This window comes from Sphingobacterium sp. JB170 (assembly GCF_900163865.1).
Lineage (GTDB): Bacteria > Bacteroidota > Bacteroidia > Sphingobacteriales > Sphingobacteriaceae > Sphingobacterium.
Map to the genome: position 1 here is coordinate 235324 of NZ_FUKU01000013.1, position 22149 is coordinate 257472.

General features: G+C 42.2%; 21 protein-coding genes, 1 tRNA gene and 1 pseudogene. 6 read left to right on the plus strand and 17 right to left on the minus strand.

Features of this window, described 5'->3' with window-relative positions; genetic code table 11:
• Positions 1 to 13 precede the first annotated feature (13 nt).
• The 5 genes from FM107_RS20085 to FM107_RS02355 form a co-directional block, all read right to left on the minus strand.
• Positions 14 to 979: an SRPBCC domain-containing protein gene (locus tag FM107_RS20085; RefSeq protein WP_086946902.1), complete on the minus strand. Its 966-nt coding sequence runs from the start codon at positions 977 to 979 to the stop codon at positions 14 to 16.
• Complete coding sequence (locus tag FM107_RS02340) at positions 976 to 1296, minus strand: helix-turn-helix transcriptional regulator (protein ID WP_086947194.1); 321 nt, start codon at positions 1294 to 1296, stop codon at positions 976 to 978. Before FM107_RS02340 ends, FM107_RS20085 begins: the two co-directional genes overlap by 4 nt.
• A 740-nt stretch (positions 1297 to 2036) precedes the next feature.
• Positions 2037 to 2549, minus strand: coding sequence for a MepB family protein (locus FM107_RS02345; RefSeq protein WP_086946903.1), 513 nt, complete (start codon positions 2547 to 2549; stop codon positions 2037 to 2039).
• The gene (locus FM107_RS02350) at positions 2546 to 3355 is read right to left on the minus strand and encodes an alpha/beta fold hydrolase (RefSeq protein WP_086946904.1); all 810 of its coding nucleotides are present in this window, start codon (positions 3353 to 3355) and stop codon (positions 2546 to 2548) included. The genes FM107_RS02345 and FM107_RS02350 overlap by 4 nt, the downstream gene beginning before the upstream one ends.
• Positions 3356 to 3715: 360 nt before the next feature.
• Positions 3716 to 4141 carry an SRPBCC domain-containing protein gene (locus tag FM107_RS02355; RefSeq protein ID WP_086946905.1) on the minus strand — a complete coding sequence of 142 codons (426 nt, stop codon included), beginning with the start codon at positions 4139 to 4141 and terminating at the stop codon, positions 3716 to 3718.
• A gap of 95 nt (positions 4142 to 4236) precedes the next feature.
• On the opposite strand from FM107_RS02355, the gene FM107_RS02360 reads away from it, so the two are divergent.
• On the plus strand, positions 4237 to 5517 hold the full coding sequence (locus tag FM107_RS02360) for a GDSL-type esterase/lipase family protein (protein ID WP_086946906.1): 1281 nt from the start codon (positions 4237 to 4239) through the stop codon (positions 5515 to 5517).
• A gap of 87 nt (positions 5518 to 5604) precedes the next feature.
• Here FM107_RS02360 and proB read toward each other — a convergent pair whose 3' ends face one another.
• The 5 genes from proB to FM107_RS02385 all read right to left on the minus strand — a co-directional run bounded on the left by proB (position 5605) and on the right by FM107_RS02385 (position 9324).
• Positions 5605 to 6402: a glutamate 5-kinase gene (gene proB / locus FM107_RS02365; RefSeq protein ID WP_218778905.1), complete on the minus strand. Its 798-nt coding sequence runs from the start codon at positions 6400 to 6402 to the stop codon at positions 5605 to 5607.
• Positions 6395 to 7225, minus strand: coding sequence for a pyrroline-5-carboxylate reductase (proC, locus tag FM107_RS02370; RefSeq protein ID WP_086946908.1), 831 nt, complete (start codon positions 7223 to 7225; stop codon positions 6395 to 6397). Before proC ends, proB begins: the two co-directional genes overlap by 8 nt.
• Before the next feature lie 575 nt (positions 7226 to 7800).
• On the minus strand, positions 7801 to 8322 hold the full coding sequence (locus FM107_RS02375; protein WP_086946909.1) for a GNAT family N-acetyltransferase: 522 nt from the start codon (positions 8320 to 8322) through the stop codon (positions 7801 to 7803).
• 12 nt (positions 8323 to 8334) lie between these two features.
• On the minus strand, positions 8335 to 8664 hold the full coding sequence (locus FM107_RS02380) for a multidrug efflux SMR transporter (RefSeq protein ID WP_086946910.1): 330 nt from the start codon (positions 8662 to 8664) through the stop codon (positions 8335 to 8337).
• Between the two features lie 75 nt (positions 8665 to 8739).
• Entirely contained in the window at positions 8740 to 9324 is a 585-nt protein-coding gene (locus FM107_RS02385) for a Crp/Fnr family transcriptional regulator (protein ID WP_256959295.1), read from the minus strand.
• A gap of 576 nt (positions 9325 to 9900) precedes the next feature.
• Here FM107_RS02385 and FM107_RS02390 point away from each other — a divergent pair.
• The 4 genes and pseudogenes from FM107_RS02390 to FM107_RS20155 all read left to right on the plus strand — a co-directional run.
• Positions 9901 to 10329, plus strand: a complete 429-nt coding sequence (locus tag FM107_RS02390) for a universal stress protein (protein ID WP_179204382.1) — start codon at positions 9901 to 9903, stop codon at positions 10327 to 10329.
• Between the two features lie 3 nt (positions 10330 to 10332).
• Positions 10333 to 11295, plus strand: a complete 963-nt coding sequence (locus FM107_RS02395; RefSeq protein ID WP_086946912.1) for an NAD(P)-dependent alcohol dehydrogenase — start codon at positions 10333 to 10335, stop codon at positions 11293 to 11295.
• 685 nt (positions 11296 to 11980) lie between these two features.
• Positions 11981 to 12241: an IS3 family transposase gene (locus FM107_RS20150; RefSeq protein ID WP_086946914.1), complete on the plus strand. Its 261-nt coding sequence runs from the start codon at positions 11981 to 11983 to the stop codon at positions 12239 to 12241.
• Positions 12235 to 12348: pseudogene (locus FM107_RS20155) on the plus strand (hypothetical protein); the annotation flags it as partial. The gene FM107_RS20150 and the pseudogene FM107_RS20155, both read left to right, overlap by 7 nt.
• A gap of 708 nt (positions 12349 to 13056) precedes the next feature.
• Here the strand turns inward: FM107_RS20155 and FM107_RS02425 are convergent.
• From FM107_RS02425 to purD, 7 genes are all read right to left on the minus strand, one after another.
• Positions 13057 to 14262: an ATP-binding protein gene (locus FM107_RS02425; RefSeq protein ID WP_086946917.1), complete on the minus strand. Its 1206-nt coding sequence runs from the start codon at positions 14260 to 14262 to the stop codon at positions 13057 to 13059.
• Between the two features lie 270 nt (positions 14263 to 14532).
• The gene (locus tag FM107_RS02430; protein ID WP_086946918.1) at positions 14533 to 14751 is read right to left on the minus strand and encodes a hypothetical protein; all 219 of its coding nucleotides are present in this window, start codon (positions 14749 to 14751) and stop codon (positions 14533 to 14535) included.
• Positions 14752 to 14855: 104 nt separating this feature from the next.
• Positions 14856 to 15209, minus strand: coding sequence for a hypothetical protein (locus FM107_RS02435; RefSeq protein ID WP_086946919.1), 354 nt, complete (start codon positions 15207 to 15209; stop codon positions 14856 to 14858).
• A 127-nt stretch (positions 15210 to 15336) separates the two neighbouring features.
• On the minus strand, positions 15337 to 16323 hold the full coding sequence (gene rhuM / locus FM107_RS02440; protein ID WP_086946920.1) for a virulence protein RhuM/Fic/DOC family protein: 987 nt from the start codon (positions 16321 to 16323) through the stop codon (positions 15337 to 15339).
• Between the two features lie 75 nt (positions 16324 to 16398).
• Positions 16399 to 17616 (minus strand): site-specific integrase, encoded by a 1218-nt coding sequence (locus FM107_RS02445; RefSeq protein ID WP_086946921.1) that lies wholly within the window; start codon positions 17614 to 17616, stop codon positions 16399 to 16401.
• A 251-nt stretch (positions 17617 to 17867) separates the two neighbouring features.
• Positions 17868 to 17939: transfer RNA gene (locus FM107_RS02450), tRNA-Glu, on the minus strand.
• Positions 17940 to 18037: 98 nt separating this feature from the next.
• Positions 18038 to 19312: a phosphoribosylamine--glycine ligase gene (gene purD / locus FM107_RS02455; protein WP_086946922.1), complete on the minus strand. Its 1275-nt coding sequence runs from the start codon at positions 19310 to 19312 to the stop codon at positions 18038 to 18040.
• Positions 19313 to 19464: 152 nt separating this feature from the next.
• On the opposite strand from purD, the gene FM107_RS02460 reads away from it, so the two are divergent.
• The gene (locus FM107_RS02460) at positions 19465 to 22119 is read left to right on the plus strand and encodes a TonB-dependent receptor plug domain-containing protein (RefSeq protein WP_086946923.1); all 2655 of its coding nucleotides are present in this window, start codon (positions 19465 to 19467) and stop codon (positions 22117 to 22119) included.
• Positions 22120 to 22149 lie beyond the last annotated feature (30 nt).

The following is a 22149-nucleotide window of genomic DNA, read 5'->3' on the forward strand; positions in this document are numbered from 1 at the left end:
GTATAATGGAGTTTTAGTTTTGTTGAAAATTAATCATCCAATTAATTCCATGTTTATCTGAGAATTCGCCGAAATAGGCACCAAAAAACATGTCTGCCATTGGCATCGTCACCTTTCCGCCCGCAGAAAGTTCATTGAACAACCGATCTGCCTCTTCTCTGGTTTCGGGTTCAATGCAGATATGCATATTGTTTCCCTTACGCAGGGTAAACCCCATCTCTTTAGGTGCATCGGTACCCATTAAAATATGACCGCCGGTAATCGGCAACTGAACATGCAAGATCATCTTCTCTACCAATGGGGCAACAGCAGCACGTCCATCTTCAACAGGAATATCGCCGAAACGCTGCATACCTTTTCCTAGAAATTCTGTTTTGAAGACGGATCGGTAGAACAAAAAAGCCTCTTCGGTCTTTCCGTCAAAATTCAGGTAGCTGCAAACTCTCGCCGCGTTGCCGGTTTTATTCTGTTTGCGTAATTTAAATTGTGCTTCCAAATATTGGTCAAGATTCTCGAGCGCCATGGTGATCCCTTCTTTGAAGCCCATTTCAATCATTGTTTCAATATCTTCAAGTTTATCGTGCGTTAAGGTAATATTGACGGTAGTGACGCCCTTATTTTCAGAAAAATTATTTGTCCAAAAAGAACGCGGCTTCACGGAATTTTCTATTCCATCTTCGTCGCAAAAGGCATCTAACCACGAAAGCATTTTGTTTTTATCGATAGCCTTGTAATCTGCTTTGCACCATGTTTTCTCCCCCTGCGGGCTGACCATTGCATAGAGCCATTTTCCACCTACTTTCAAGTCTAATATTCTCGTTTCAATATGATAAGGCTTGGGTGCCCACCACTTATCAAGTAGCTCTGGTGTTGTCCATGCTTGCCAAACAAGCTCGAGTTCAGCATCAAATTCACGTGTGATGTGAATTGTTTTTTTCGCTTTGTTGACCCGGAAGTCAAATAATAAATTACTGCTCATTGTTTCTCTTTTTTAACGTTTGCCAATAAATCATCTAATTGATTGAAGCGTATTTCCCAGATTTCGCGGAACTGCTGTAACCAATTGTCAATTTCTTTCATTTTATCAATTTCGAGCTGATAATAGATCTCTCTCCCTTTATGCTGCTGCTTGACAAGCTCACATTCGACTAGGATGCGTAGGTGTTTGGAAACCGCCTGCCGTGTACTATCGAAATGCTGCGCGATGCCGTTAGGCGTCATTGCTTGCATGGCAATTAACGCAATGATTGCCCGTCTTGTTGGGTCGGCTACAGCCTGAAAAACATCTCTTCTCATTCGTTTGTAGTTTTTATTTACGAAACCATTTAGTTGCAAATATACCTGCAACCTTTTGGTTTCGCAAATTTTAGAAAGCATTTTTGCTTTTTACTTTGCCAGTTGCTTGTCGCCCAAACAGCACCGATGATTTATAGAAGGTAATTTCTTCTGCAAAATGATCCGTCGTTTCCTGATAAAAGGCCATCTTTCCACTAGATTCGCTCCCCGAATGTTTCCCGTATATTAAGCCTTCGTTAAATGAATTATTTGGTCACCTAAGAGAAAAGAATGAATACTATATTTGCAGTGGCTATAAGGAATTAGTCGCGCAGAGCGTTTTTGGGAAACACCTCGAAGGTTCGAATCCTTCCTCTGCAACTATCATAATTTAAGTTTATAATTGGTTAGCTAGACATTGCCCCTCCTCCCCGTTGGGGCTTGTCTTATTTTCCCCTCTTCCGAACCCCGAGTTCTCCGGAAAAATTTTACTATGGTTCAATCGCCAGGGCTTGATGGATGAGGAGAAAACACAAGTGCACTTTATGTTTTTAAACCCACTACAGGTTAATTTAATTACGTTTACCGAACAGCGGTCGAACCCGCTTATTAAACCAGGCCCTTCGTAAACGCATTGAATGGTATACCTCGCTTACTTATTTTATCGGCTCGTTGCGCTCGCTCGCCGATTTGATGACGGTAATTCGAAACTACAAAAGGTAGATGGACAGTGACACGAGCGGCACGTAAAGGTGCCACTATCACATTTTATTGATACCGTTCTCAAGAAGTCTGTTAAACTTTTCAATGTTTTTATTCGGGTCCGCGATCAAATCAATGAAACATTCCATTTGTCTCTTTTTTGTTTGTTCAGCTTGTTTGTTGAGCGGGATTTCCCAGGCGGGGTAAACCCGAAAACCTCGTTTGCCTTCTTGTTGAGGTGAAGCTATTACGCCGAGCTCCGCCAATGTCAGTCTGGAAAAAAAGAAAAAACCAGATTTCTCTTCTTTCTGCGTCGCAACGATATAAAAATCAAACGCATCGTGAAGGTCAAAAGGTTCCGTATGACCAAAAGTATTTCGTTTCCATAGGGTAACAAACTGGCCTACTTTCTTAGGCGTGACTTTCGCATTGCGAAACTTTATTCTAATGTTTCCAGCATTAAAATTATAGCCACTATATGCCGCACACTCAGGATCTACTCGAAGGTTTTGAATGGTTAAGCCACTTTTGGTAGACAACCACTTTGCTGTAGGTTTTAATGCTTCATTCATGGCTCTTTAATCGTATTGTATAAATTGATAATTTCATCAACCACTAAGTGAGGCTGATCATAGAAAACATAATGATCAGCATCCTCCACGAGGATATACTTGCGATTCTTCCTATCCATTGCAAAGCGTTTAAGCGCTTTCAAAAATAGCTTCCTATCTTCTCCTTCAAACGGAGTCTTGCCAGAAGCAATAACGGTAAGGGGAATTTCGATTGAATTGGCAACATTCCGCAGAACCCTGCTTGTGCATTCGTAGTTCAGGGCCAAATGGTAGAAACCTATACTTTCTTTCTTTATTTCTTCAAGATCTGAAGCCCAAAGTTTTTTGGTATTAGCCGCTCGAACTTCGGTCATAAAGTAGGGGCTAACCACGTCAATAAACACAGCGCCTTTTACATAACTGGGGCGATCTGAGATAAATTTCATCGCATAGTTACCTCCTAAGGAGTGCGCAACAAAAAAATACGCGGACCCACTAACTAACTTTTTTAATCCCGTTTGTAAATCTTTGACCTCGTTTATAATATTCACATGCATTGTATCAATTTCACTTTCTCCAAACCCTGCACGGTCGTATGCAATTAGTGGAGCGTCGGTTTGCTCTCGAAGTAAACGCATTACGTTACCCCAAACGGAACCGTCATTTCCTCCGCCAGATTCAAAAACGATGGGCAACCCTTTCCCTGGCATAACTCTAAAGTGCAATTTATGTGTGCCTACATCAACCAGCGTGTCGAGTGTCTGACTAAAGACGGTTGGAGCGACGAAAATGACACTAGCCGTTAATAGGATATACAAAATTTTCATCTTCTAGTCGTTATATATAATAGCGCCATTTCATAACCTCCACGCGTATATTACAATCAAAAATATGAATAAGTTCTTTTCCGAAGAACATTCCTTCAATGAATTCTATATTTATCCTGCCAAGGAAGCGAGAAACTCCTAATAGCATAATATCTCCTTTGGTCAATATATCCCGCCGAGCAGTATTTAAACAATGGCCGATTTCCTCGGGGTTTAAAACGAAATAACCTGGACTATAACGAACCTTAATTCCCCGCTTTTAAGACAAAGACAGTCACCAAAGCAATAAAGGGGCTAAATTGCCCCTCTATATGTTCAAATGCTGTCTTTCCTATTCTTGAATACGATTACAATGGCGGGTTAACTTTCGGCCAATTTTTTTACGGTCTGCAGAGCCTCATGCATAGCGGCCCCCATAGCGCTGAAATATTCTTCGGGCATATCTGACTTCACAGACAATGTGGTTACGCCATTCTGCTCGTCAAGCAGGTACCGCTCGCTCATGCTTCCCAAACTCTGCCCCTTTTTCCCAGCGTGCAATTCATGGAGGTGGTGGAAGGTAATTTCACGGTTTTCGATAAGCGAGGCCACCGCGCTTTGCATACCACTACCTTGAGGATCGAGGAATTGGATCTGGCCGCCCTGGATCAGCTCGCCTGTGTAGTGTGAGCCGGACGTGAATGAGGCAGCCCATTTTTTATAGTAATCTTTGTCCCACAATACCTGCCATACCTTTCGGGCCGGAGCATTGATCGTGATCGTTTTGTCGATTGTTTGTATTTTCATCTCGTTTTATGCAAGAAACTACCCTTGTTAATATGCAGTTCAAAGTCTACCAATTTAACAGAATCAACGCTATGTAATTTTATTATATTTGGAATATGATGCATAGCCTACTCCTCCGATCACTAATTCTTATTACAACACTTTTTCTTTCCGCTAATGCTTATAGTCAAAAGTATTCTGAGAAAAGCAGCACCAAAAAAATAGTTTATTTTGGATCTTCGGTCCCGAAAGGAGAAGGAGCAACCAACAAATTTGGCTATACGAGCATATTCTCTGAGATTCTTCAAAAACGCATATCACCCAATAAAACACAGTGGGAGACGACGAATATTAGCATCGGTGGAGACAACACACTAAAGGTGCTGAAACGTTATGAAAAGGACCTCTTACCTCAAAACGGCCAGTACGTTGTTTTTGCGCTAGCGCTAGGCAATGAAGGTATTCATGAACAGGGGAAGGTGATTTTCGATCAGTTTGAAAAGAACATGAAAATACTCATTGAAAAAGCGCGCGCTGACGGCTATATTCCCGTTGTCACGAATAGTTATACCCGGAACGATTATAACAATCGTGACTACGACTTCATCAAGCGAATCAATCTATTGATCCATACCTGGGATGTACCGAGCATTAATTTGCTAGGTGCAATCGATGACCTTTCTGGTCATTGGATGGACGGCTATTGGGCAGATGGAGCCCATCCGAATGATGCCGGACATTTAGAAATGGCATACACCATCGTTCCTTCTCTATTCGATGCGCTAGAGAAGAATAAACCCTTGCCAGAAAGGGTGAAAGGATCGCACCTCGTCTTCAAAAACAAGAATAAGAAAACAAAATCGTTACGATTTACGCCTGAACATATTGTTCATCCTTTCACCACAGCAATCACTTTTAAAACGGGTGGCATTGGCCAGGTCTTACAGTTTGCCGCAACCGACAAAAAAAACAACGAAGGAAAAGGAATAATTGCCATTCATAACGAAGGACAGCTGGTTTACACTTCTCCAAAGTCGGACACGGTCGTGGGAATAAAAGTAAACGACAACCAATGGCATACACTAGTCTTAACTCATTATTATGCGAAGGGCATCACTATGGTGTATATAGACGGCATCTTGCAAGGCACCATCAATGAAAAACTTACAGCTCGTGATTTACAGATTGGCGGCTCAAATATCCCCAAGAAAATCGCCTATAAAGATTGGCTGTTCTATCGATCAGCGATGAACAAGGACGAGATCAATCATATCGCCGAAGGCCCGCTTCTCAAATCAAGTTTGGAGCTGTACGCCCCGCTTGGCGGAAAGCACCGAAGTAAAGCGAGCCCCTTTGTCAACCTTGCGCAAAGCCTGAACACAATAAGCGAGCTCTAAGGCTATTTAAATGACCATTATAGCATCATTAGTTATGTCACGCTCTCGTATTTGAAATGTAGTAAGAGATTCCAACGTCTGGAGTGATTAGCGAGTAATCTTTGTACCCCTTTCTTTGCCATAGACAATATCGGTAATAATATGGTCTGTTTTACCATTAGCAATGACCGTCGGGATATTCCGTCGAGCAGATTGCTTTGCCACGCGTAGCTTGGACGCCATACCACCGCGTCCCTCAGCCTCCCCTTTGTTGGTTTGTCTGATGTACTGTTCCACCGGATCCTCAACACGGAGGTGAGGAATCAACTCACTCTCTGGATCCTCAGGGTGCCCGTTGAACAGGCCGTCGATATCGGTGAGTAGGATCAGCATATCGGCATGGATCAATTCGGCGACCAGGCCGGCCAATTCGTCGTTATCGGTAAAGGTTGACATCGAAAGAGACACTGCGTCATCCTCGTTTGCAATCGGAATAACTCCTTCGGCCAACAGACCTTCATAGCAGTTGACCATATTGTCACGATGCTTCCCCAAATCGAAATCGCGCTTGGTTGCCAACACTTGAGCGCAGCGCATGCCATGATGATGAAACAGATTATAGTAGTGTCGCATCATGCGCGGTTGTCCGACAGCTGAGAACACTTGCCGACGAGTAATCTTATCCGTTGTTTTCAATTGGTGCCCCATAACTTCCTTGCCAGCAATCACTGAACCGGAGGAAACCAGTACGACGAGTGTATCGTGTTCATAGAGGTAAACAATCTGCTCCACAAGTTTTGCCAAAATTTTCCCAACGATGCGACGATCTTTATTGGTGATGACATGAGTACCTATCTTGATAACGACCCGCTGTATAGGTGCGCCTGTAGAAACCCCATTATCCATCGTTGACCTCCTTTCCATCAGTTTGCTTTCCCAATTCTTCCGCACGGTGAAAAGCAGCATAAGCAGCTTCTTGTATGAATGCATTGACGTTATTGTCATCCATAGAGTCCAGCGCAGCGCGAGTGGTACCGCCCTTGGAAGCAACCTTTGTCATCCAATCTTCAGGGCTGAGGGTTGATAAATTAAATAGCTCGACAGCCCCAGAAAATGTTTGTCCTACTAAGAGCCGCGCATCACTTTGATCAAAGCCCATTTTCAACGCTGCATCCATTAAAGCCTGCATAAAATAAAATATATATGCTGGACCACTTCCTGAAATTCCAGTAGAAGCATCGATTTCTGATTCGGAGCTTAGATTAATTGAACGACCTGTGGTATCAAGCAACTGTTCGATAGCCGCTAGCTCCAGTCGAGACACTTCTTCAGAACCGATGAAGGATGTCATCCCTAAGCCGACCAATGCCGGTAGGTTTGGCATAGCACGTACCACTTTGACGGCGCTAAGACCTTGTTTTATCGTATCAATAGTTACGCCCGCCATGATGGACACAAACAATTGCTCGCTCGAAATCAGCGGTTTCATTTCTTCCATCAATGCAGCTGCGTGTACTGGTTTGACAGCAATCAATACCACGTCCGCTTTTGACAAACAGGAGTCTAATTGCTCATGCACATCGAAAAGGCCACAAGCTCGTAGTTCCTCGCGCTTTTCTTTGCTTTTATCTATAATCATTAAAGTTCCGGCAGTTAAAAAACTGGACTTAGCGATTGCTTCCGCATACGCCACTCCCATATTACCACCACCTATTACAAGTACGTTCATTTTCTTCTTTTTTTATTTCGATATTATTTCTATTAGTTGCCTATAAGGCACAATCATCATGCAGGCGTCTGAATTTTGTCATATTGTTAGTTGTACCGCTGCCCACCCCGTCTGAAAGCACGACAAACTAAACCGTCTAAACATGCCTATCTCCGTTCATCGGCAGTTTAACAAAAATAGCCCGCAAATTTGGCAGCAGATAATTTGTATCTCATTAATACTGCAATATTGTCACATATCAGGCTCCCCGGCTTTAAACTCTTACTACATATTAGATCGCGCTTACAATACCTTTAAGATACGGTATAAAACCATCAAAAGGAAACGCAGATTGCTGGGGACCGTGCCTTGAGATCAAACGATCGAATTGACCGGATTTTATCCAAAACAGTACTATCTCGAGCCTCTTCGCTTAGTCAGGTACTGGGATGAGCAGTAACAACGTGAATTTACCTAATTGACCATTAATTTGAAAATGCTTTCTATAAAAAGCAAAAACCTCCACTAATTGCTTTTTGTATTTAACAAAATGTCATGGACTATGATTTTAATTCCTTAAAAAGCAATCAAAAGGTTTATCCCAATTTTAATTTCATCATTATATCGGTTTGCTCATCATCACCCAATCTGAAAGTATGCTTGTCAAATTCTACAAAGCCATTCTTTTTGTAAAAGCTGATTGCTCTTGGATTTTCTTCCCAAACACCTAACCAAACATAGTCTGATTTTTTTTGTTTGGCTATTTCAATCGCTTCTTCATATAAGATTTGGCCAACTTTTTTACCGTGAAACTCTTTGAGAACATAAATACGTTCAATTTCAAGTGCTGTATCGTCCTGCAATTCTGTTTGCGATTTCCCGAAATTGATTTTCAAATAACCGATTACTTTCGTTTCAGATAAGGCAAAATAAAACTCGGAATTTTTATCGTTCAATTCTTCTGTTAGCTTTTCAAAAGAAAATCCCTCCGCTAGATATTTTTTCATGTTTTCTTCCGTATTGCCTGAAGAAAACGTTTCTGAAAATGTTTGTCTGCCTATTTGCTGCAGTTGTTCAATATTGTCTAATGTTGCCTTTTGTACTATTATATTTTCCATTATAAATATTACTTAATGTGCTGACACAGCTTTAAGCCCGACAATCGAGCCGATTAAAGTAGTAAGAAAAAGTAATCGCAGAAAAGTTGCCGGTTCTTTAAATACAAGAATACCAACTAAAACCGTTCCGACTGCACCAATCCCTGTCCAAACCGCGTAAGCTGTCCCGATTGGTAAAGTTTGGGTTGCTTTGATCAAAAGGCCCATACTGATAACGAGAGTAACAAGAAAGCCTACGTACCACAAATACATTTCATTTCCGATAGTTTCTTTTGCTTTACCTAAACAGAATGCAAAAGCCACTTCAAAGAATCCTGCAACAACTAAAATAATCCAATTCATTCTCTTGATTTCTTATCTACAAAGATCGGAAATGAGATTCAGGGAAAATTTTACAAATGATAAAAAATGAGCCGTTTACTTTATTTCTGCTCTAATTCTACTCAAACTTACTTGGGTTATCCCCAAATAAGATGCAATGTGCCCTAATTGAACTCGCTTTATTAAATCAGGGCTATCATCTAGAAGTGCTTTGTAGCGTTCGGTAGCTGTTCGGACTTGTCGGGAAATAAGCCGCTCCTCTGTTTTTATAAGCTCTTTTTCAGCAAACCGTCGTCCCCAATTAGCAATATGTATATCGTTCTCAAAAAGCCTTTGCAGGTCTGTTGTGTTCAGTTCATATAATTCACAATCTTCCAACAGTTCAACATCTTCATATCCTTTCTGATTAGCTATATAGCTTTTCATTGAGATAATAGTTTCGTCCTCTTTTCCAATCCAAAAAGTTATTTCAGTATTACCTTTATTTGAATATGCTCTTGCTACACCTTTCTTTATAAAGTAGATGTTATTCTCAATTTTATCAGCTCTTAAAAGAATATGCCCTTTTCTATATTTAACGGCTGTAATAGATTTTTTGAGCAATTCTTTTGATGTATCTGGAAGGGGATATATATTGTCGAGTATAAGGTCTATGTTCATTAATTTGTTGTAACCTTTCATAAGCTTGCCGATCTGGTGGTGCTTCAAAGTTACGAATGTGTCTGTGTTTTTTCTTTATGGCAATTAAAATGCAAGCGATTGTTCTTTTTTTCCTGATCAATCGTTCCGTGGATTGATCAGGTTGACCACAACTTTCACCATCATATCCTTTTCATTGGGCTTACTTTCTGCAGTCATCAGTTTCAATGCGACCAAGGCATTATCAGCTATACGTTTTGAGCCGTCTCCCAGATACGGTTGTCGGGATTGAACCTCCGATAGTTCTTCGAATATAACCTCAGGTCATATTGCTTCAATGATATCATGTAATTCATAGGAATTACAGCTTCCCTCGGATTGATGGATGGTAAATACTAAATTGATATTATACATAAAATTCGTTACAAGCAATTCTGTCATTAAATGTTTAAAAACACAAAAGAAGACTGATCCAAACGAGCCGTGACCAGAAAGTTTGTGGGATTCATAAAGTGCTGTTGATCTGATTCCTTTCGACTGTTAAGGTAATATTAAATTATGCACTTGGTGTGCATTGTGAACATGCCAATGTCTATCTTTATTGGAAAAGCTGCCACCATGAAAGCGATCATCATTACAACGGATTTCTCGGAATCCTCCCTGAATGCTGCAAAATATGCTGCTGCCGCCGAGCAGATAACCCGCAGTACGCCCGTGAGTGAAATCAGGTTTTGGCTGGAACGCCTAACAACCAAGCTGCTTGTGCTGAATGTTGCCGGGGAGGGAAAGCGTTTTGATCGGGATATCACCCCGAAACAATACAAAATGCAAGACTTGTTGGACGGATTCTACCTGGAAAACCGTTATACGGAGAATCACAACATCGCCGATGAGATCGAGGATGTTGCGGAGGACCACCACGCCGGATTGATCATCACCATTCCGAAATCATATCGATTCTTTGAGGAATTGTTCCACCGTGGAGTCAGCAAGCGATTGATCAGGAAGTTGGATATTCCTTCATTATTGTTAGGGGAAAGGAAATAAAAGATGAGAGCAGCTGTTTACAAAAAATATGGAAGCCCGGACGTCGTCAGCATACAGAAGGTAGTAAACCCAAAACCAAGTGCAGGAGAAGTGCTTATCAAGGTACATGCGAGCACGGTGAACCGCACGGATACGGGTTTCAGGAGTGCCAAGTACTTTCTCTCGCGGCTGTTCAGTGGACTGTTGCGACCAAAGATTCCGGTCTTGGGCTGTGAGTTTGCCGGGGAAGTTGTCGCAGCAGGTCAAGGTGTTCGGTACCACAAGGTAGGTGACAGGGTTTTTGGGTATGATGATAGTGGATTTGGTGGGCATGCTGAGTATAAGGTGATTCGGGACGACGGCGCACTAGCTTCTATCCCTGATGGGATGGATTATCTAGAAGCAGCAGCGCTGACAGAGGGAAGCCATTATGCGCTGAACAATATCCGGGCGGCAAAGGTAAAAAAAAGTGATGTCGTATTGGTTTACGGTGCTACTGGCGCTATCGGTTCGGCTGCAGTGCAGTTACTAAAGCATTTCGGGACCTACGTCGTGGCCGTGGTAAATACAAAAAACGTTGATCTCATCCGATCTTTGGGTATTGACGAAGTGATAGACTACCAGACGCAGGATTTTACGAAAACAACGCATCGTTTTGATTTTGTCTTTGACGCCGTAGGAAAGAGTTCTTTTGCTGAGTGCAAACCGTTGATGAAACCGAAGGGTATCTATACCTCGACCGAACTCGGCAAACGTGGGATAAACATCTGGCTTGCCCTGACCACGCCTTTCGGGAACGGCAAGAAAGTGCTGTTCCACATCCCGACCATAGACAAGGATGATGTACTCTTCCTTCGGAACCTTGCACACCAGGGTTCGTTCAGACCAATAATTGATAGGCAGTACGCTTTAGATGATACTGTTGACGCCCATCGTTATGTCGAATCAGGTCACAAAACTGGGAATGTTATCATTTCTATCGTTTGACTGCTTTTTTACATTTGCTGTATTGAGAATTATCTTATGAATTTTTGTTGAAACCAAGTTAATATATCGCTGATTTTTAATCGTTGCGTATATTTTTTTTGATTATAAATTGAACAATGGCCGAATTAAAAATTATCATTATTGTAGTAATATACACAGGTATAATCCTGGTGTTATACCGGCCTATATGGCTTTTTATAGGAATCTATCCGTTACGATACCTAAATAGAATGATTCTCAAGATATTTAGATCTAAGGATAATAAGCCAGAAATACTAGATTCGGCAACTAAATACATATGGTGTACGACAATACTTAATTGGATGGTGTATTTAGTCTCTCCGTTTCTAATCCGTACCTTGTCGGGTGATGAATTCACTATTTTGTCTAACTATTTTGAATATTCAATTTTACTGTACGCCTTAATCTCCATTTCTAGAACTTTTACACCGGAGATTATTGAATCTAATAAGCAATTGTCGTCCGTACTAAAATTTACGAACTGGTCCTCAGCCTTGATTATCAGTTTATTAATATAGAAATATGTTCTCGATATTATAATTACCGGATAGATGCCATTCGTATCCAGTACGGCCGTAAATCTTACACTATGAATCAGCAAACATATACATAAAGCCCTTGAACATGGGGTGTAAGTGATATCCGCCTATATTCCGTCGAGTAGATGCGCACAGTATTGAATGTTAGTAGTGATTGTTTTTATCGGTGGTTGGTCCGCCCGGAAAGTGCGCGGTCACACCGATCGAGGGTGCTCCTTGAGAAAATCCGGGAGGTTCATAAATCCAGTGGCTATATCTATGGTAGCCCCCGGATCACAGTGGAGCTCCATAAAACAGGGGAATCCATTTCAAGATCCTCTGTGGCTAGATTGATGCTATGTACCACGAAAACCGATAATCTGGATAGAAGTTTGCAAAATACATAGGCGTGCGCCCCAGCTATCAGCAGTCGGGAACATCAATTAAAACTAAAGGAATCAGTACTCGACATGGCGACCCAGAACTTCGCTCGCTACCTTATATTGCCTCATGATATTGCCTCATGGTCAGCGATCCGATTTAACACCCCTTGCAAAGAATTATATGAACGTTAAAAAAGTAAAGGCAAGCCAAGCAAGGTGGCTGTTAATGGCCGTCATAAATAAACTATTAAGACAGGTGGATATACCGGAGCATGTTGACCCCTCTAATCTGGCAATAAATAAAAGGTAGAATGGCGTTTATAGCGATTAATCGCCTGCCATTCCGGCGGGTACTGCTACGCAATCAATCTAACCCTCGACGACATATAACCAAAAACCAAGGTTTTCTTAATGATTTTGGGTGCTTTTGCTCCGGATTATGCACTTCAGCGGAATCTTTCAATGCCAAGATAAATGGATTGAGGGCACTGTTCAGGGGGGTAAGGAACGTGGAGTTCTTTGTGTTCAGGCTCTCTAAAATCTACGCGTAAATTTATTGCCCCCCAACTTTTTTGTTTGATCCTCACTGTTTTTATGCGAATAATTGAATGAATCAGGATGCTGTAAAAAACAAAAAGCCTGCAAACGTTTAATTTGCAGGATTTTGTATGTTTTTATTTCAAGATATGAAGCCCTAAGAGGAAGGAAGTTGAATCTCTTTATTAAAGTTTTGGAACAGCTTGCGGGATGATTTCATTTATAATGACTTGCTCAGAAAGTATTATTAATTACTCAAACCAGAGTAAATAAACAACACGAGTGTAATAGTAAACGCACTATTAAACATCCATCATTAAAAAATCAATCAGGTTTTTCTGCAATATTCCCCCGTGATTTTCACCTAGTATAGCATCATTGAAAGTAACCACATATTTAGGATAGTTATCTTCAATCTGTTTAAGATTGCCAAATTCACGTTCTATCGTCTCCTCATGATAAAGCGTCAAGCAAACCTGTACATAAATCTTAACTCCATTTTTATCTCCAGTAAAATCAATCTCCCTATTGCCTAATTTTCCTACAAATACAGTATAACCTTGATGGAGGAGATGAACATATACCACATTTTCCAATAGCTTATGAAGATCTGCCCGCTGATTAAAACCAACAATAGAATTCCGTAAACCTGTATCTTCAAAATAATACTTTTCTCCTATTTCAAAGATCTTCAAGCCACCTATTTCCGAGCGAACTACTTTATGTACAAAATAGGCATTCGCTAACGCTCTAAGATAATTAATGGTTAATTGAGGAGTGATATCTACCTTTTGGGATTTCAAATACTTACTAATATTACTTGCAGAAAAAAGTGAACCTATATTATCCGCCAGATAGGCTACTAAATTCTCTAAAAAAGATATGTTTCGTATATTCTCACGAGCCACAACATCCTTTAAAAGAATGGTTGAATATACGTTACGCAAATACTCAAAAGGCGTATCATCTTCCAAGCCTAAGTTGGCTAAAAATGGCATTCCCCCATATTTCAAATATTTCAACATGCTTTCGAATGAATTTTCGAGGCCATGAAACTGAAGAAATTCTTGATAATTTAAGCTATGAATATGAAAAGTCACATACCTACCTGAAAGATGCGTTGCTAACTCACCCGATAACATATTGGCATTACTTCCTGTACAATAAATATCACAAGTGTTCTTTGCCAACAAACTACGTAACGAACGTTCAAAAGAAGCAATTTCTTGCACCTCATCAATGAACAGGTAATTAGGTTTACCTTCAATCCATTTATCCTTTAGATACTCATTTAGCTCAATATTACTAATGATTGGAATAAAATCTTCCATCTCCATGTTGATGTATATGATGTTAGCATCAGCAACCGTAGTTCTAATGTGGTTCATCAATTGCATCATTACATAACTTTTCCCTACACGTCTTTGCCCAGTAAGTACTTTAATCACCTGCTTATCAATAAATGGTATAATACGGTTTGTATAAATAGGACGTTCTATCAGCTTCATCTCAATATAGTTTCATGTATATCGTATATACTGCATAAATATACACAAAGTTTCATGTATACCGTATAAAAAATAAAAAACATAAAGGAGTTTCATGTGTATCGTATAATCAACAATAACATGAAACCGTCAGAAGTTTGCTCCCCTGGTGTTTCTTAATGTATAAAAACATCCTTCTTCTGTTAAAAGATCTCAATTTTTTCAATCCTACTCATTTGAAGATGCGGCCAAGAACGTGAAGAATCCACTAAACAAGGCAGGGTAAGGCATTTATGAAGGATTGATGACCTCTCCTTGGAAACGACAAAAGTCCTCCTTTAACAAGTAAAGAGGACTTTTCTTCGCTAATATTCGAAAGTACTGAGCTTTCTTATAGCGCCTAGGGGAATAACGCCTGTCGGTCATCGGCTTCTTTTTCAGATCCTTACAGTTCATTTTTTCAAACTCATCGAATATCTCACTGGTTTCATGTACATCAAGCTTTTTCAATGTCCAAATGATATTCTCCTCAGGCTATAGATCAAAAGTGCAAAAGACAGGCAATTTCTCAAGATATCGCCAGGAACCCTTCAAAATTTACGTATCAGGGGCACTTACTTTATCGCAAAATCGAAGGAAGCCTCGAATTTGATCTCCTGCATTTGCAGGCAGAGGTCGAGAAAGGTCAGTAATTGGTCTTTGGTGATGTTGATGTAATCCTCGGTTTCCAGTCTCCGGGCTGCTTTAAGTTCCACTTTTAGAGCATCCAGTACTGCTTTCAGGTTCCTGATCTCCTCCTCTTTGGCGGCGATGATCTCATCCTTGGTCTTTGCCGTATGCCTCTTGTCGATGGTGTCCAGGTAGGCGATGAATGTGCCCGGAGGTGGATCTTCTCTCGGTTGTTCCGTCCATGCCTGCTCTTGGAGAGGTGCTTGCCCTCCCTGACCAATACGGCTTCCTTTTCCCAAAACGGGGACGGGGTTTGAAATATTCGTTCATAAGATTGCCGATCTGGTGGTTATACAAAGTTACGAATGTGTCTGTGTTTTTTCTTTAAGGCTATTAAAAAGCAAGTGTTTGTTCTTTTTTTCCTAATCAATCGTTCCGTGGATTGATCAGGTTGACCACAACTTTCACCATCATATCCTTTTCATTGGGCTTACTTTCTGCAATCATCAGTGTCAATGCGACCAAGGCATTATCAGCTATTCGTTTTGAGCCATCTTCCCGGTACAATATCTTGTTTTTTTCCAAAAACCAGACAAACAGGTAAGCAGCTATTCGTTTGTTGCCATCGGAAAAGGAATGGTTCTTGACCACAAAATATAGAAGGTTGGCCGCTTTTTCCTCAATGGTCGGATAAAATTCAACGCCGCTAAAGGATTGGTAAATTGTACCTATTGATCCTTTGAAAGAACTGTCTTTTTCATTTCCGAACAACGGACTGCCGCCAAATTTATCTTTCAGATCCTTAATGGCCTGCATAGCTTCTTCATAGGTGGCTGTAAATAACTGCTGATCCGAAGTGCCTTCAAGAGTCAATTGCTGATGGTCGTATCTGTCCAGAATATCCAACGCATAACTGTAATCTGTAACCACCTTTAATAGGCCGGTGGCTTCGTCAGAGGTCAACTCCTTGTTCTTTAAAACATTCCCCAATAAGTTTACGGTGTGTTTTAAGGAATTGAACTGTTCGGTCTGCTCCCTTAACTTTTGTTCATTAACAGCATAACCTTTCACCAGGTATTCTTTGAGGACCTGATTAGCCCAGATGCGGAATTGCGTGCCACGCTTTGAATTTACACGATAGCCAACAGAAATCACCGCATCAAGGTTATAGTATTCTACCTCGTAAGTTTTCCCATCACTGGCAGTTGTTGCATTTTTTGCAACAACTGAATTCCGATCTAATTCTTCTTCCTTAAAAATATTCTTCAAGTGCCTTGATATGACAGACTTATCTCTTCCGAATAATGTAGTCAATTGGTTGAGTGAAAGCCAGATAGTATCATATTCTAGCTTTACGTCAATAGATGTTTGACCGTCCGCTGTTTGATATATAATAATTTGATCGTTTGTCATAAAATCTAAAATTAAGGTTTTTATTCTTTAATGATAGTATTTGTGGTCACGCTTTGCAACCACAAATACGGATATTTATGCAATTACATACTTTTGTTTAAGCATTGCCATATCTTGGCTGACCTTTACGTCCAGTATTTTTGCATAGTGCTGGGTAGTCTTGATATTGGTATGCCCCAGCATCTTGGACACGCTTTCAATCGGCACGCCATTGGATAAAGTCACCGTTGTGGCAAAGGTATGTCGGGCAATATGGAAGGTCAGCGGTTTGGCAATTCCGCAGATATCGGCTATTTCTTTCAGGTAGCTGTTCATCTTTTGATTGCTGAGTACCGGCAGGAGCAGGTCTTTGTTCACGCAAACCGGATGGTCGGCGTAGCGTTCCAGTATGGCAACTGCGGCAGGCAACAGCGGTATCCGGCTGGCCGTACCGGTCTTTTTCCTATCTGTGAATATCCAAAGGTCTCCGTCCATGCCCTTGGCAACTTCGTGCTTTTGCAGTTTTTGTACATCGGCATAGGAAAGTCCGGTGTAACAGCAGAAAACGAAAACATCCCTTACCTGTGCAATCCTGTCAATATCTATTTTCTTGGCAGTCATCTTTTCCAGTTCGTCCTGCGTAAGGAACACGCGCTCTTTCGCCCTTGCGGTTGATTTATAGCTGATGAACGGGTTTGCATCCAGCCATCTGTGGGCAAGGCAATGGTTAGTGACCTTTTTGAGGTGTTTGATGTACTTTGCGGCGGATACGCCACTGCATTTGCATTGGGTTTTCAGGTAGAACTCAAATCCGGTGACAAAGGCGTGGTCAAGCTGGCTAATCTCGATGTCGGATTTTTCGTACTCGGATTTCAGGAAGCCTTTGAGATGTCTCTCGGAAGTTTTATAACCTTTGAGCGTATTGGATTCGAAGCCGTTGCCGATGAGTGCTTCCACCTTTTTGTTGTGCTCGGCGAACAGTTCCATCAAGTAGCGGCTTTTCTTTGTCTTTCCCAAAAATTGGTTCTGCAGGCTCTCGGCAGTAATTGGCCCGTCTGCATTCATCAGTGCCTGATGGGCAGCACTTACTTTGTTCTGTAGGCTGTCAAGATAGGCGTTCAGCGTCCTTGCATCTTCTTTGGTGCCGATGGCACGCCCGGCACGGCTGTTCCAACGGTCGGTGTCGATGGTGCGCCCGGTGGACATCTCGGCACGTTTTCCGCTGACGGTAATGCGCATGTAGATGGCGATCGGGCCACCTTTGTAGACTTTTTGCTTTCGTAGGTAAAAAAGCAGGTTGTAATTACCTCTCATGATAACAAGTATTAAAAAGTTAAACAAAAGTAAGGATGTAAAGACCTGCTGTCAAGATGTTCGTTTATCGAACGTGTTATTTTTCAAATTGTTAGGCTCAATTCGGTGCGTATTGTTTCCGCTTTGGGTACGCACCGAATTACGCTCATTTTTATTGCGAATTGGTGCATAATTTGGAATTTTGACGGCAACAAAAAACCCTGCAAATGTATGATTTGCAGGGTTTTAGCATCTTTTGATATAATAAAAAGTAGCCCGTAGGGGAATCGAACCCCTGTTTCTAGAATGAAAATCTAACGTCCTAACCCCTAGACGAACGGGCCATTTGCTTTTGGTGATGCAAATATAGCAGCAATATTTGTATCACCAAAACATTTCAACAGCCAAAACTATAATAGATTGACATTGAAAAGATTATTTTTTAAATTAGATCGAAACCGATGTCTTTACGGAAATATTTGCGCTCAAAAAAGATTCTTCCCGCATCAGCTGTTCCTTGTTGAAGTGCTTCGAACAAGGAATCTTGCAACGTAGTAACCGCCAAAACACGCCCACCAGCAGTAACAATTTTACCATCGACCTCTTTGGTCCCTGCATGAAAAACGATGGAGTCTTCGACATTCTCCATATTGGTAATTTCCATGCCCGCTTGATAAGCACCTGGATACCCTCCAGAGACTAAAACTATGGTGACCGCAGTCTTCGGACTTACCGTATAGGAACGCTTATCCAAATCACCATTGGCAACACCTTCGAGAAGGTCTACTAAGTCTGACTCAATACGTGGCAGCACCGATTCCGTCTCGGGATCCCCCATGCGTACGTTATATTCAATTACAAATGGCTCACCACCGACATTCATCAACCCAATAAAGATAAATCCTTTATAGGGGATGCCGTCTTGTTTTAGTCCGTCGATTGTCGGCTTAATAATACGCGACTCGACCTTTTCTAAAAACGTCTCATCCGCAAAAGGAACAGGAGAGATGGATCCCATGCCTCCCGTATTTAAACCCGTGTCTCCCTCGCCTATTCGCTTGTAATCCTTGGCCGAAGGAAGAACTTTATAATTTTCGCCATCGGTAAGCACAAACACTGAAAGCTCAATCCCTTTGAGGAATTCTTCAATAACAACCACCGAGCTAGCCTTGCCGAACTTCGCCTCGCCGATCATCGCTTGAAGTTCCTTTTTCGCATCTTCAAGCGTTTCACAGATCAACACGCCCTTACCCCCGGCTAAACCATCTGCTTTAAGCACAATAGGAAGACTTTGCGTTTCTAAATATTGGAGTCCCTCTGTTAAGTTAGATTTATCAAACGACCGATATGCCGCCGTTGGTACTCCGTGCCTAAACATGAACTCTTTAGAAAAATCTTTCGAGCCCTCAAGCTGCGCGCCCTCGCTTTGTGGACCAATTACAGGAATATGCTTTATATCTTCACGCCCCAAGAAATAGTCATGAATACCTTTAACCAGTGGCTCCTCCGGCCCCACGAGCACCATATTAATATCGTTGGACAGCACAAAAGAGGCGATTCCCTGGAAATCCGTTACCTGTAAGTCCACGTTTTGGCCATATTGGCTTGTCCCGGCATTCCCGGGTGCAATAAACAGCTTATTTAACTTTGGACTAGATGATAATTTATATGCAAAGGCCGATTCTCTTCCTCCCGAACCAATAATCAAGATGTTCATACTCTATTCTATATTTCGTTTTGTAAAGGTTTCCCCGGATTATGCGCGCATGATCCGATCGGACAAAGATACCGATGTAAATCAATAATCTATAGAAATTAATCCTACCTTGCGTGTTTTTTTCGTATTTTGGTTGCACAATTCAAACCGTTATGACCCTAAAAAGATGGATTTTATTGGCCTGCGCACTATGCAACCAATACTGCTTACAAGCACAAGATATCCAAAGTTTCTTGTCAAAAATCAATGATTACAACGCTAGTCGTCCAGTAGAGAAGGTTTTTATCCATCTGGATAAAACCAACTACACGGCCGGGGAAACCATATGGTTGAAGGCCTATGTCACGCTGGGCGTTGAAAACCTCCTTTCCAACCTAAGCAAAATTGCATACGTAGATCTAATAAGCCCAAACAACCAGGTTGTAGCAGCGATAAAAATTCCTTTAATTAGTGGGCTAAGCTTCGGCGATATTGCGTTGCAAGACACGCTCGTAGAGGGCACCTACCGCCTGCGTGGCTACACCAACTGGATGCGCAACGACAGTGCCGCCTATTTTTATAACCAAAATATTCACGTGTCAAACGGAAGGGTGGACAACATTCTAACTTCGTCCGAACTACAGGGCGAAAATTACACGATCCAGCTCGAAGAAATCGACCAAGGGCCGCTAGAAAGCACGTACGTCCAATATGAAATAACGGAACCGGAGGGCAAGATATTAAAAAAAGGAAGAAAGAAAACCGATAGCCAGGGAAAGATAGATATCCCTTTTAACGAAAAATACACCGAAGCATCGCTCACCCTGTCATTTAAAAATGCCGCGGAGCTGCACATAAAGAAAGTATTCGGTCTGCCCGCATCCGCGGATCCCCAAAATAGCATTCAATTTTTCCCCGAAGGGGGCACCCTTCTCGCCGGAGCACTAAATAAGATCGCCGCCAAAGCCTTGCGCCCTTCGGGCATGGGGATTAAAGCAACATCATACGTGCTCAATTCAAGCGGCGATACCGTCGCCAGACTTGCCACAAATGAGTTGGGCATGGGCTCCGCCGCGATATTTATCCAGGCCGAGGAAACCTACCACACCTCGACCGACTTTCAAGATGGCACATCCGTGCAAGCACCGCTACCGCCCATTGTATCCTCGGGATACAATCTTCAAATAAATAACAGCAATGCAAATAAACTATTCGCACAGGTTAATCTGTCGCCAGACAGACAAGACGGCTCGAATATTTACTTCATGGTACACTACCGAGGGCAGACCTTCCATACCTCCCTACAAAAAGCATCACAGGCCCAGCTGGGATTCTCGATAAGCAAAAAAGAGCTCCCTTCGGGCATTTTAACGTTAACGATTCTCAACGGGCAGTTCGAGCCGATTATGGAGCGTCCTGTTTTTATTCATTCGGGTGCCGGCGAGCTTCCCCTAGAGGTCGAGCTCAATGCACCGTCCTTCGGTAAGCGGGAAAAAGTTTCCCTCAGTATTCAGACTGGTACGCCCCAGGACAGCGTGCGGAACGCGGTACTGTCTGCGTCGGTCATTAAAAGCCCCAAAGACACTGCCGAACGGGGCAGTGGCGCCGGAATTCAAAGCGTATTATACCTCAGTAGCGAGCTGCGTGGATATATTGAAAATCCATCCTTTTATTTTAGTGACCAGCAGCCCAAAACCACCGATATTGACAACTTACTACTTACCCAAGGCTGGCGAAAGATAGACCTATTGCAAGTAGACAGCATCGCCGCCCCTAAATTCCCAGTAGAAAAAAGTATCAGTATTCGCGGCCGGGCAAACAAACTAGGGCGCAAAGCCGGCGTGCCTAGCGCCAAGATGACCTTAATACCGACCACGAGCTACATGGACTTTATCGACACGATAGCTAACCAGGAGGGTGAGTTTTCATTCGACAACCTCTTGTTCGCAGACAGTGTGAAATTTATTTTGACCGCCAAAGACCAAAACGACAAAAACAGAATAGACATTAATCATTTCGAGCAAATCCTGCCCCAAACGACTTTCAATAAAGACAAACCCGGCGCACTAAACAATATAAATAGCCGCTATATCCAAGAGCTTAAAGCCGGCAAACGCTATTTTGCTGCCCTGGAGGCGCAGGGCATGATGGAACGTTCGATAGCCCTTGAAGAGGTCGTCGTAAATGCCAACGCCCGCACCAACAAAGCGGCACAGAACACCTCGAACTTTAACGGTCGTGGCAATGCCGATCAGGTCCTGGGCGCGGACGACCTTTCGAACTGTTCGACACTCGAGCAATGTCTTAACGGACGGCTGATGGGTGTTTATTTTCAAAATGGGGAGCCTTACAACACGCGCTCCAACGCCCCGATGCAACTGGTATTAGACGGCATGTATGTGGATGCCGATCAAATACAGATGATCGACCCTTCGCAGGTGCAAAGTATAGAAGTGCTGCGCAACGCAAACTATACAACGATTTACGGTCAGTACGGATCAAACGGGCTAATTATCATCACTTCAAAAACAGGCGCAGATGCAATGCAAAGGTTCACCCCCAAAGGGATCATAACCATACAGCCCAAAGGATTACACATCAATAAGACGTTCTACAAGCCCGAATACGGCACTCTGGAAAAAAACACGTTGGATCAAGACCTTCGTAATACCCTGCACTGGGAGCCCAACATCATCACCGATGAGCATGGTATGGCTACATTTTATTTCTATACATCGGACGAAACAGGAAACTATAAAATAGATATACAAGGCCTAGACTTTTCCGGCAGACTGGTCAGTAAGACGCTCCGCTTCCAGGTAGAGTAATAGAACATGGCCGCTAGACGATGGCTACCG

Coding starts and splice junctions, on each gene's coding strand:
- FM107_RS20085 (WP_086946902.1), bottom strand. CDS start 979: ATGAGCAGTAATTTATTATTTGACTTCCGGGTCAACAAAGCGAAAAAA.
- FM107_RS02340 (WP_086947194.1), bottom strand. CDS start 1,296: ATGAGAAGAGATGTTTTTCAGGCTGTAGCCGACCCAACAAGACGGGCA.
- FM107_RS02345 (WP_086946903.1), bottom strand. CDS start 2,549: ATGAATGAAGCATTAAAACCTACAGCAAAGTGGTTGTCTACCAAAAGT.
- FM107_RS02350 (WP_086946904.1), bottom strand. CDS start 3,355: ATGAAAATTTTGTATATCCTATTAACGGCTAGTGTCATTTTCGTCGCT.
- FM107_RS02355 (WP_086946905.1), bottom strand. CDS start 4,141: ATGAAAATACAAACAATCGACAAAACGATCACGATCAATGCTCCGGCC.
- FM107_RS02360 (WP_086946906.1), top strand. CDS start 4,237: ATGATGCATAGCCTACTCCTCCGATCACTAATTCTTATTACAACACTT.
- proB (WP_218778905.1), bottom strand. CDS start 6,402: ATGGATAATGGGGTTTCTACAGGCGCACCTATACAGCGGGTCGTTATC.
- proC (WP_086946908.1), bottom strand. CDS start 7,225: ATGAACGTACTTGTAATAGGTGGTGGTAATATGGGAGTGGCGTATGCG.
- FM107_RS02375 (WP_086946909.1), bottom strand. CDS start 8,322: ATGGAAAATATAATAGTACAAAAGGCAACATTAGACAATATTGAACAA.
- FM107_RS02380 (WP_086946910.1), bottom strand. CDS start 8,664: ATGAATTGGATTATTTTAGTTGTTGCAGGATTCTTTGAAGTGGCTTTT.
- FM107_RS02385 (WP_256959295.1), bottom strand. CDS start 9,324: ATGAAAGGTTACAACAAATTAATGAACATAGACCTTATACTCGACAAT.
- FM107_RS02390 (WP_179204382.1), top strand. CDS start 9,901: ATGAAAGCGATCATCATTACAACGGATTTCTCGGAATCCTCCCTGAAT.
- FM107_RS02395 (WP_086946912.1), top strand. CDS start 10,333: ATGAGAGCAGCTGTTTACAAAAAATATGGAAGCCCGGACGTCGTCAGC.
- FM107_RS20150 (WP_086946914.1), top strand. CDS start 11,981: ATGCGCACAGTATTGAATGTTAGTAGTGATTGTTTTTATCGGTGGTTG.
- FM107_RS02425 (WP_086946917.1), bottom strand. CDS start 14,262: ATGAAGCTGATAGAACGTCCTATTTATACAAACCGTATTATACCATTT.
- rhuM (WP_086946920.1), bottom strand. CDS start 16,323: ATGACAAACGATCAAATTATTATATATCAAACAGCGGACGGTCAAACA.
- FM107_RS02445 (WP_086946921.1), bottom strand. CDS start 17,616: ATGAGAGGTAATTACAACCTGCTTTTTTACCTACGAAAGCAAAAAGTC.
- purD (WP_086946922.1), bottom strand. CDS start 19,312: ATGAACATCTTGATTATTGGTTCGGGAGGAAGAGAATCGGCCTTTGCA.
- FM107_RS02460 (WP_086946923.1), top strand. CDS start 19,465: ATGACCCTAAAAAGATGGATTTTATTGGCCTGCGCACTATGCAACCAA.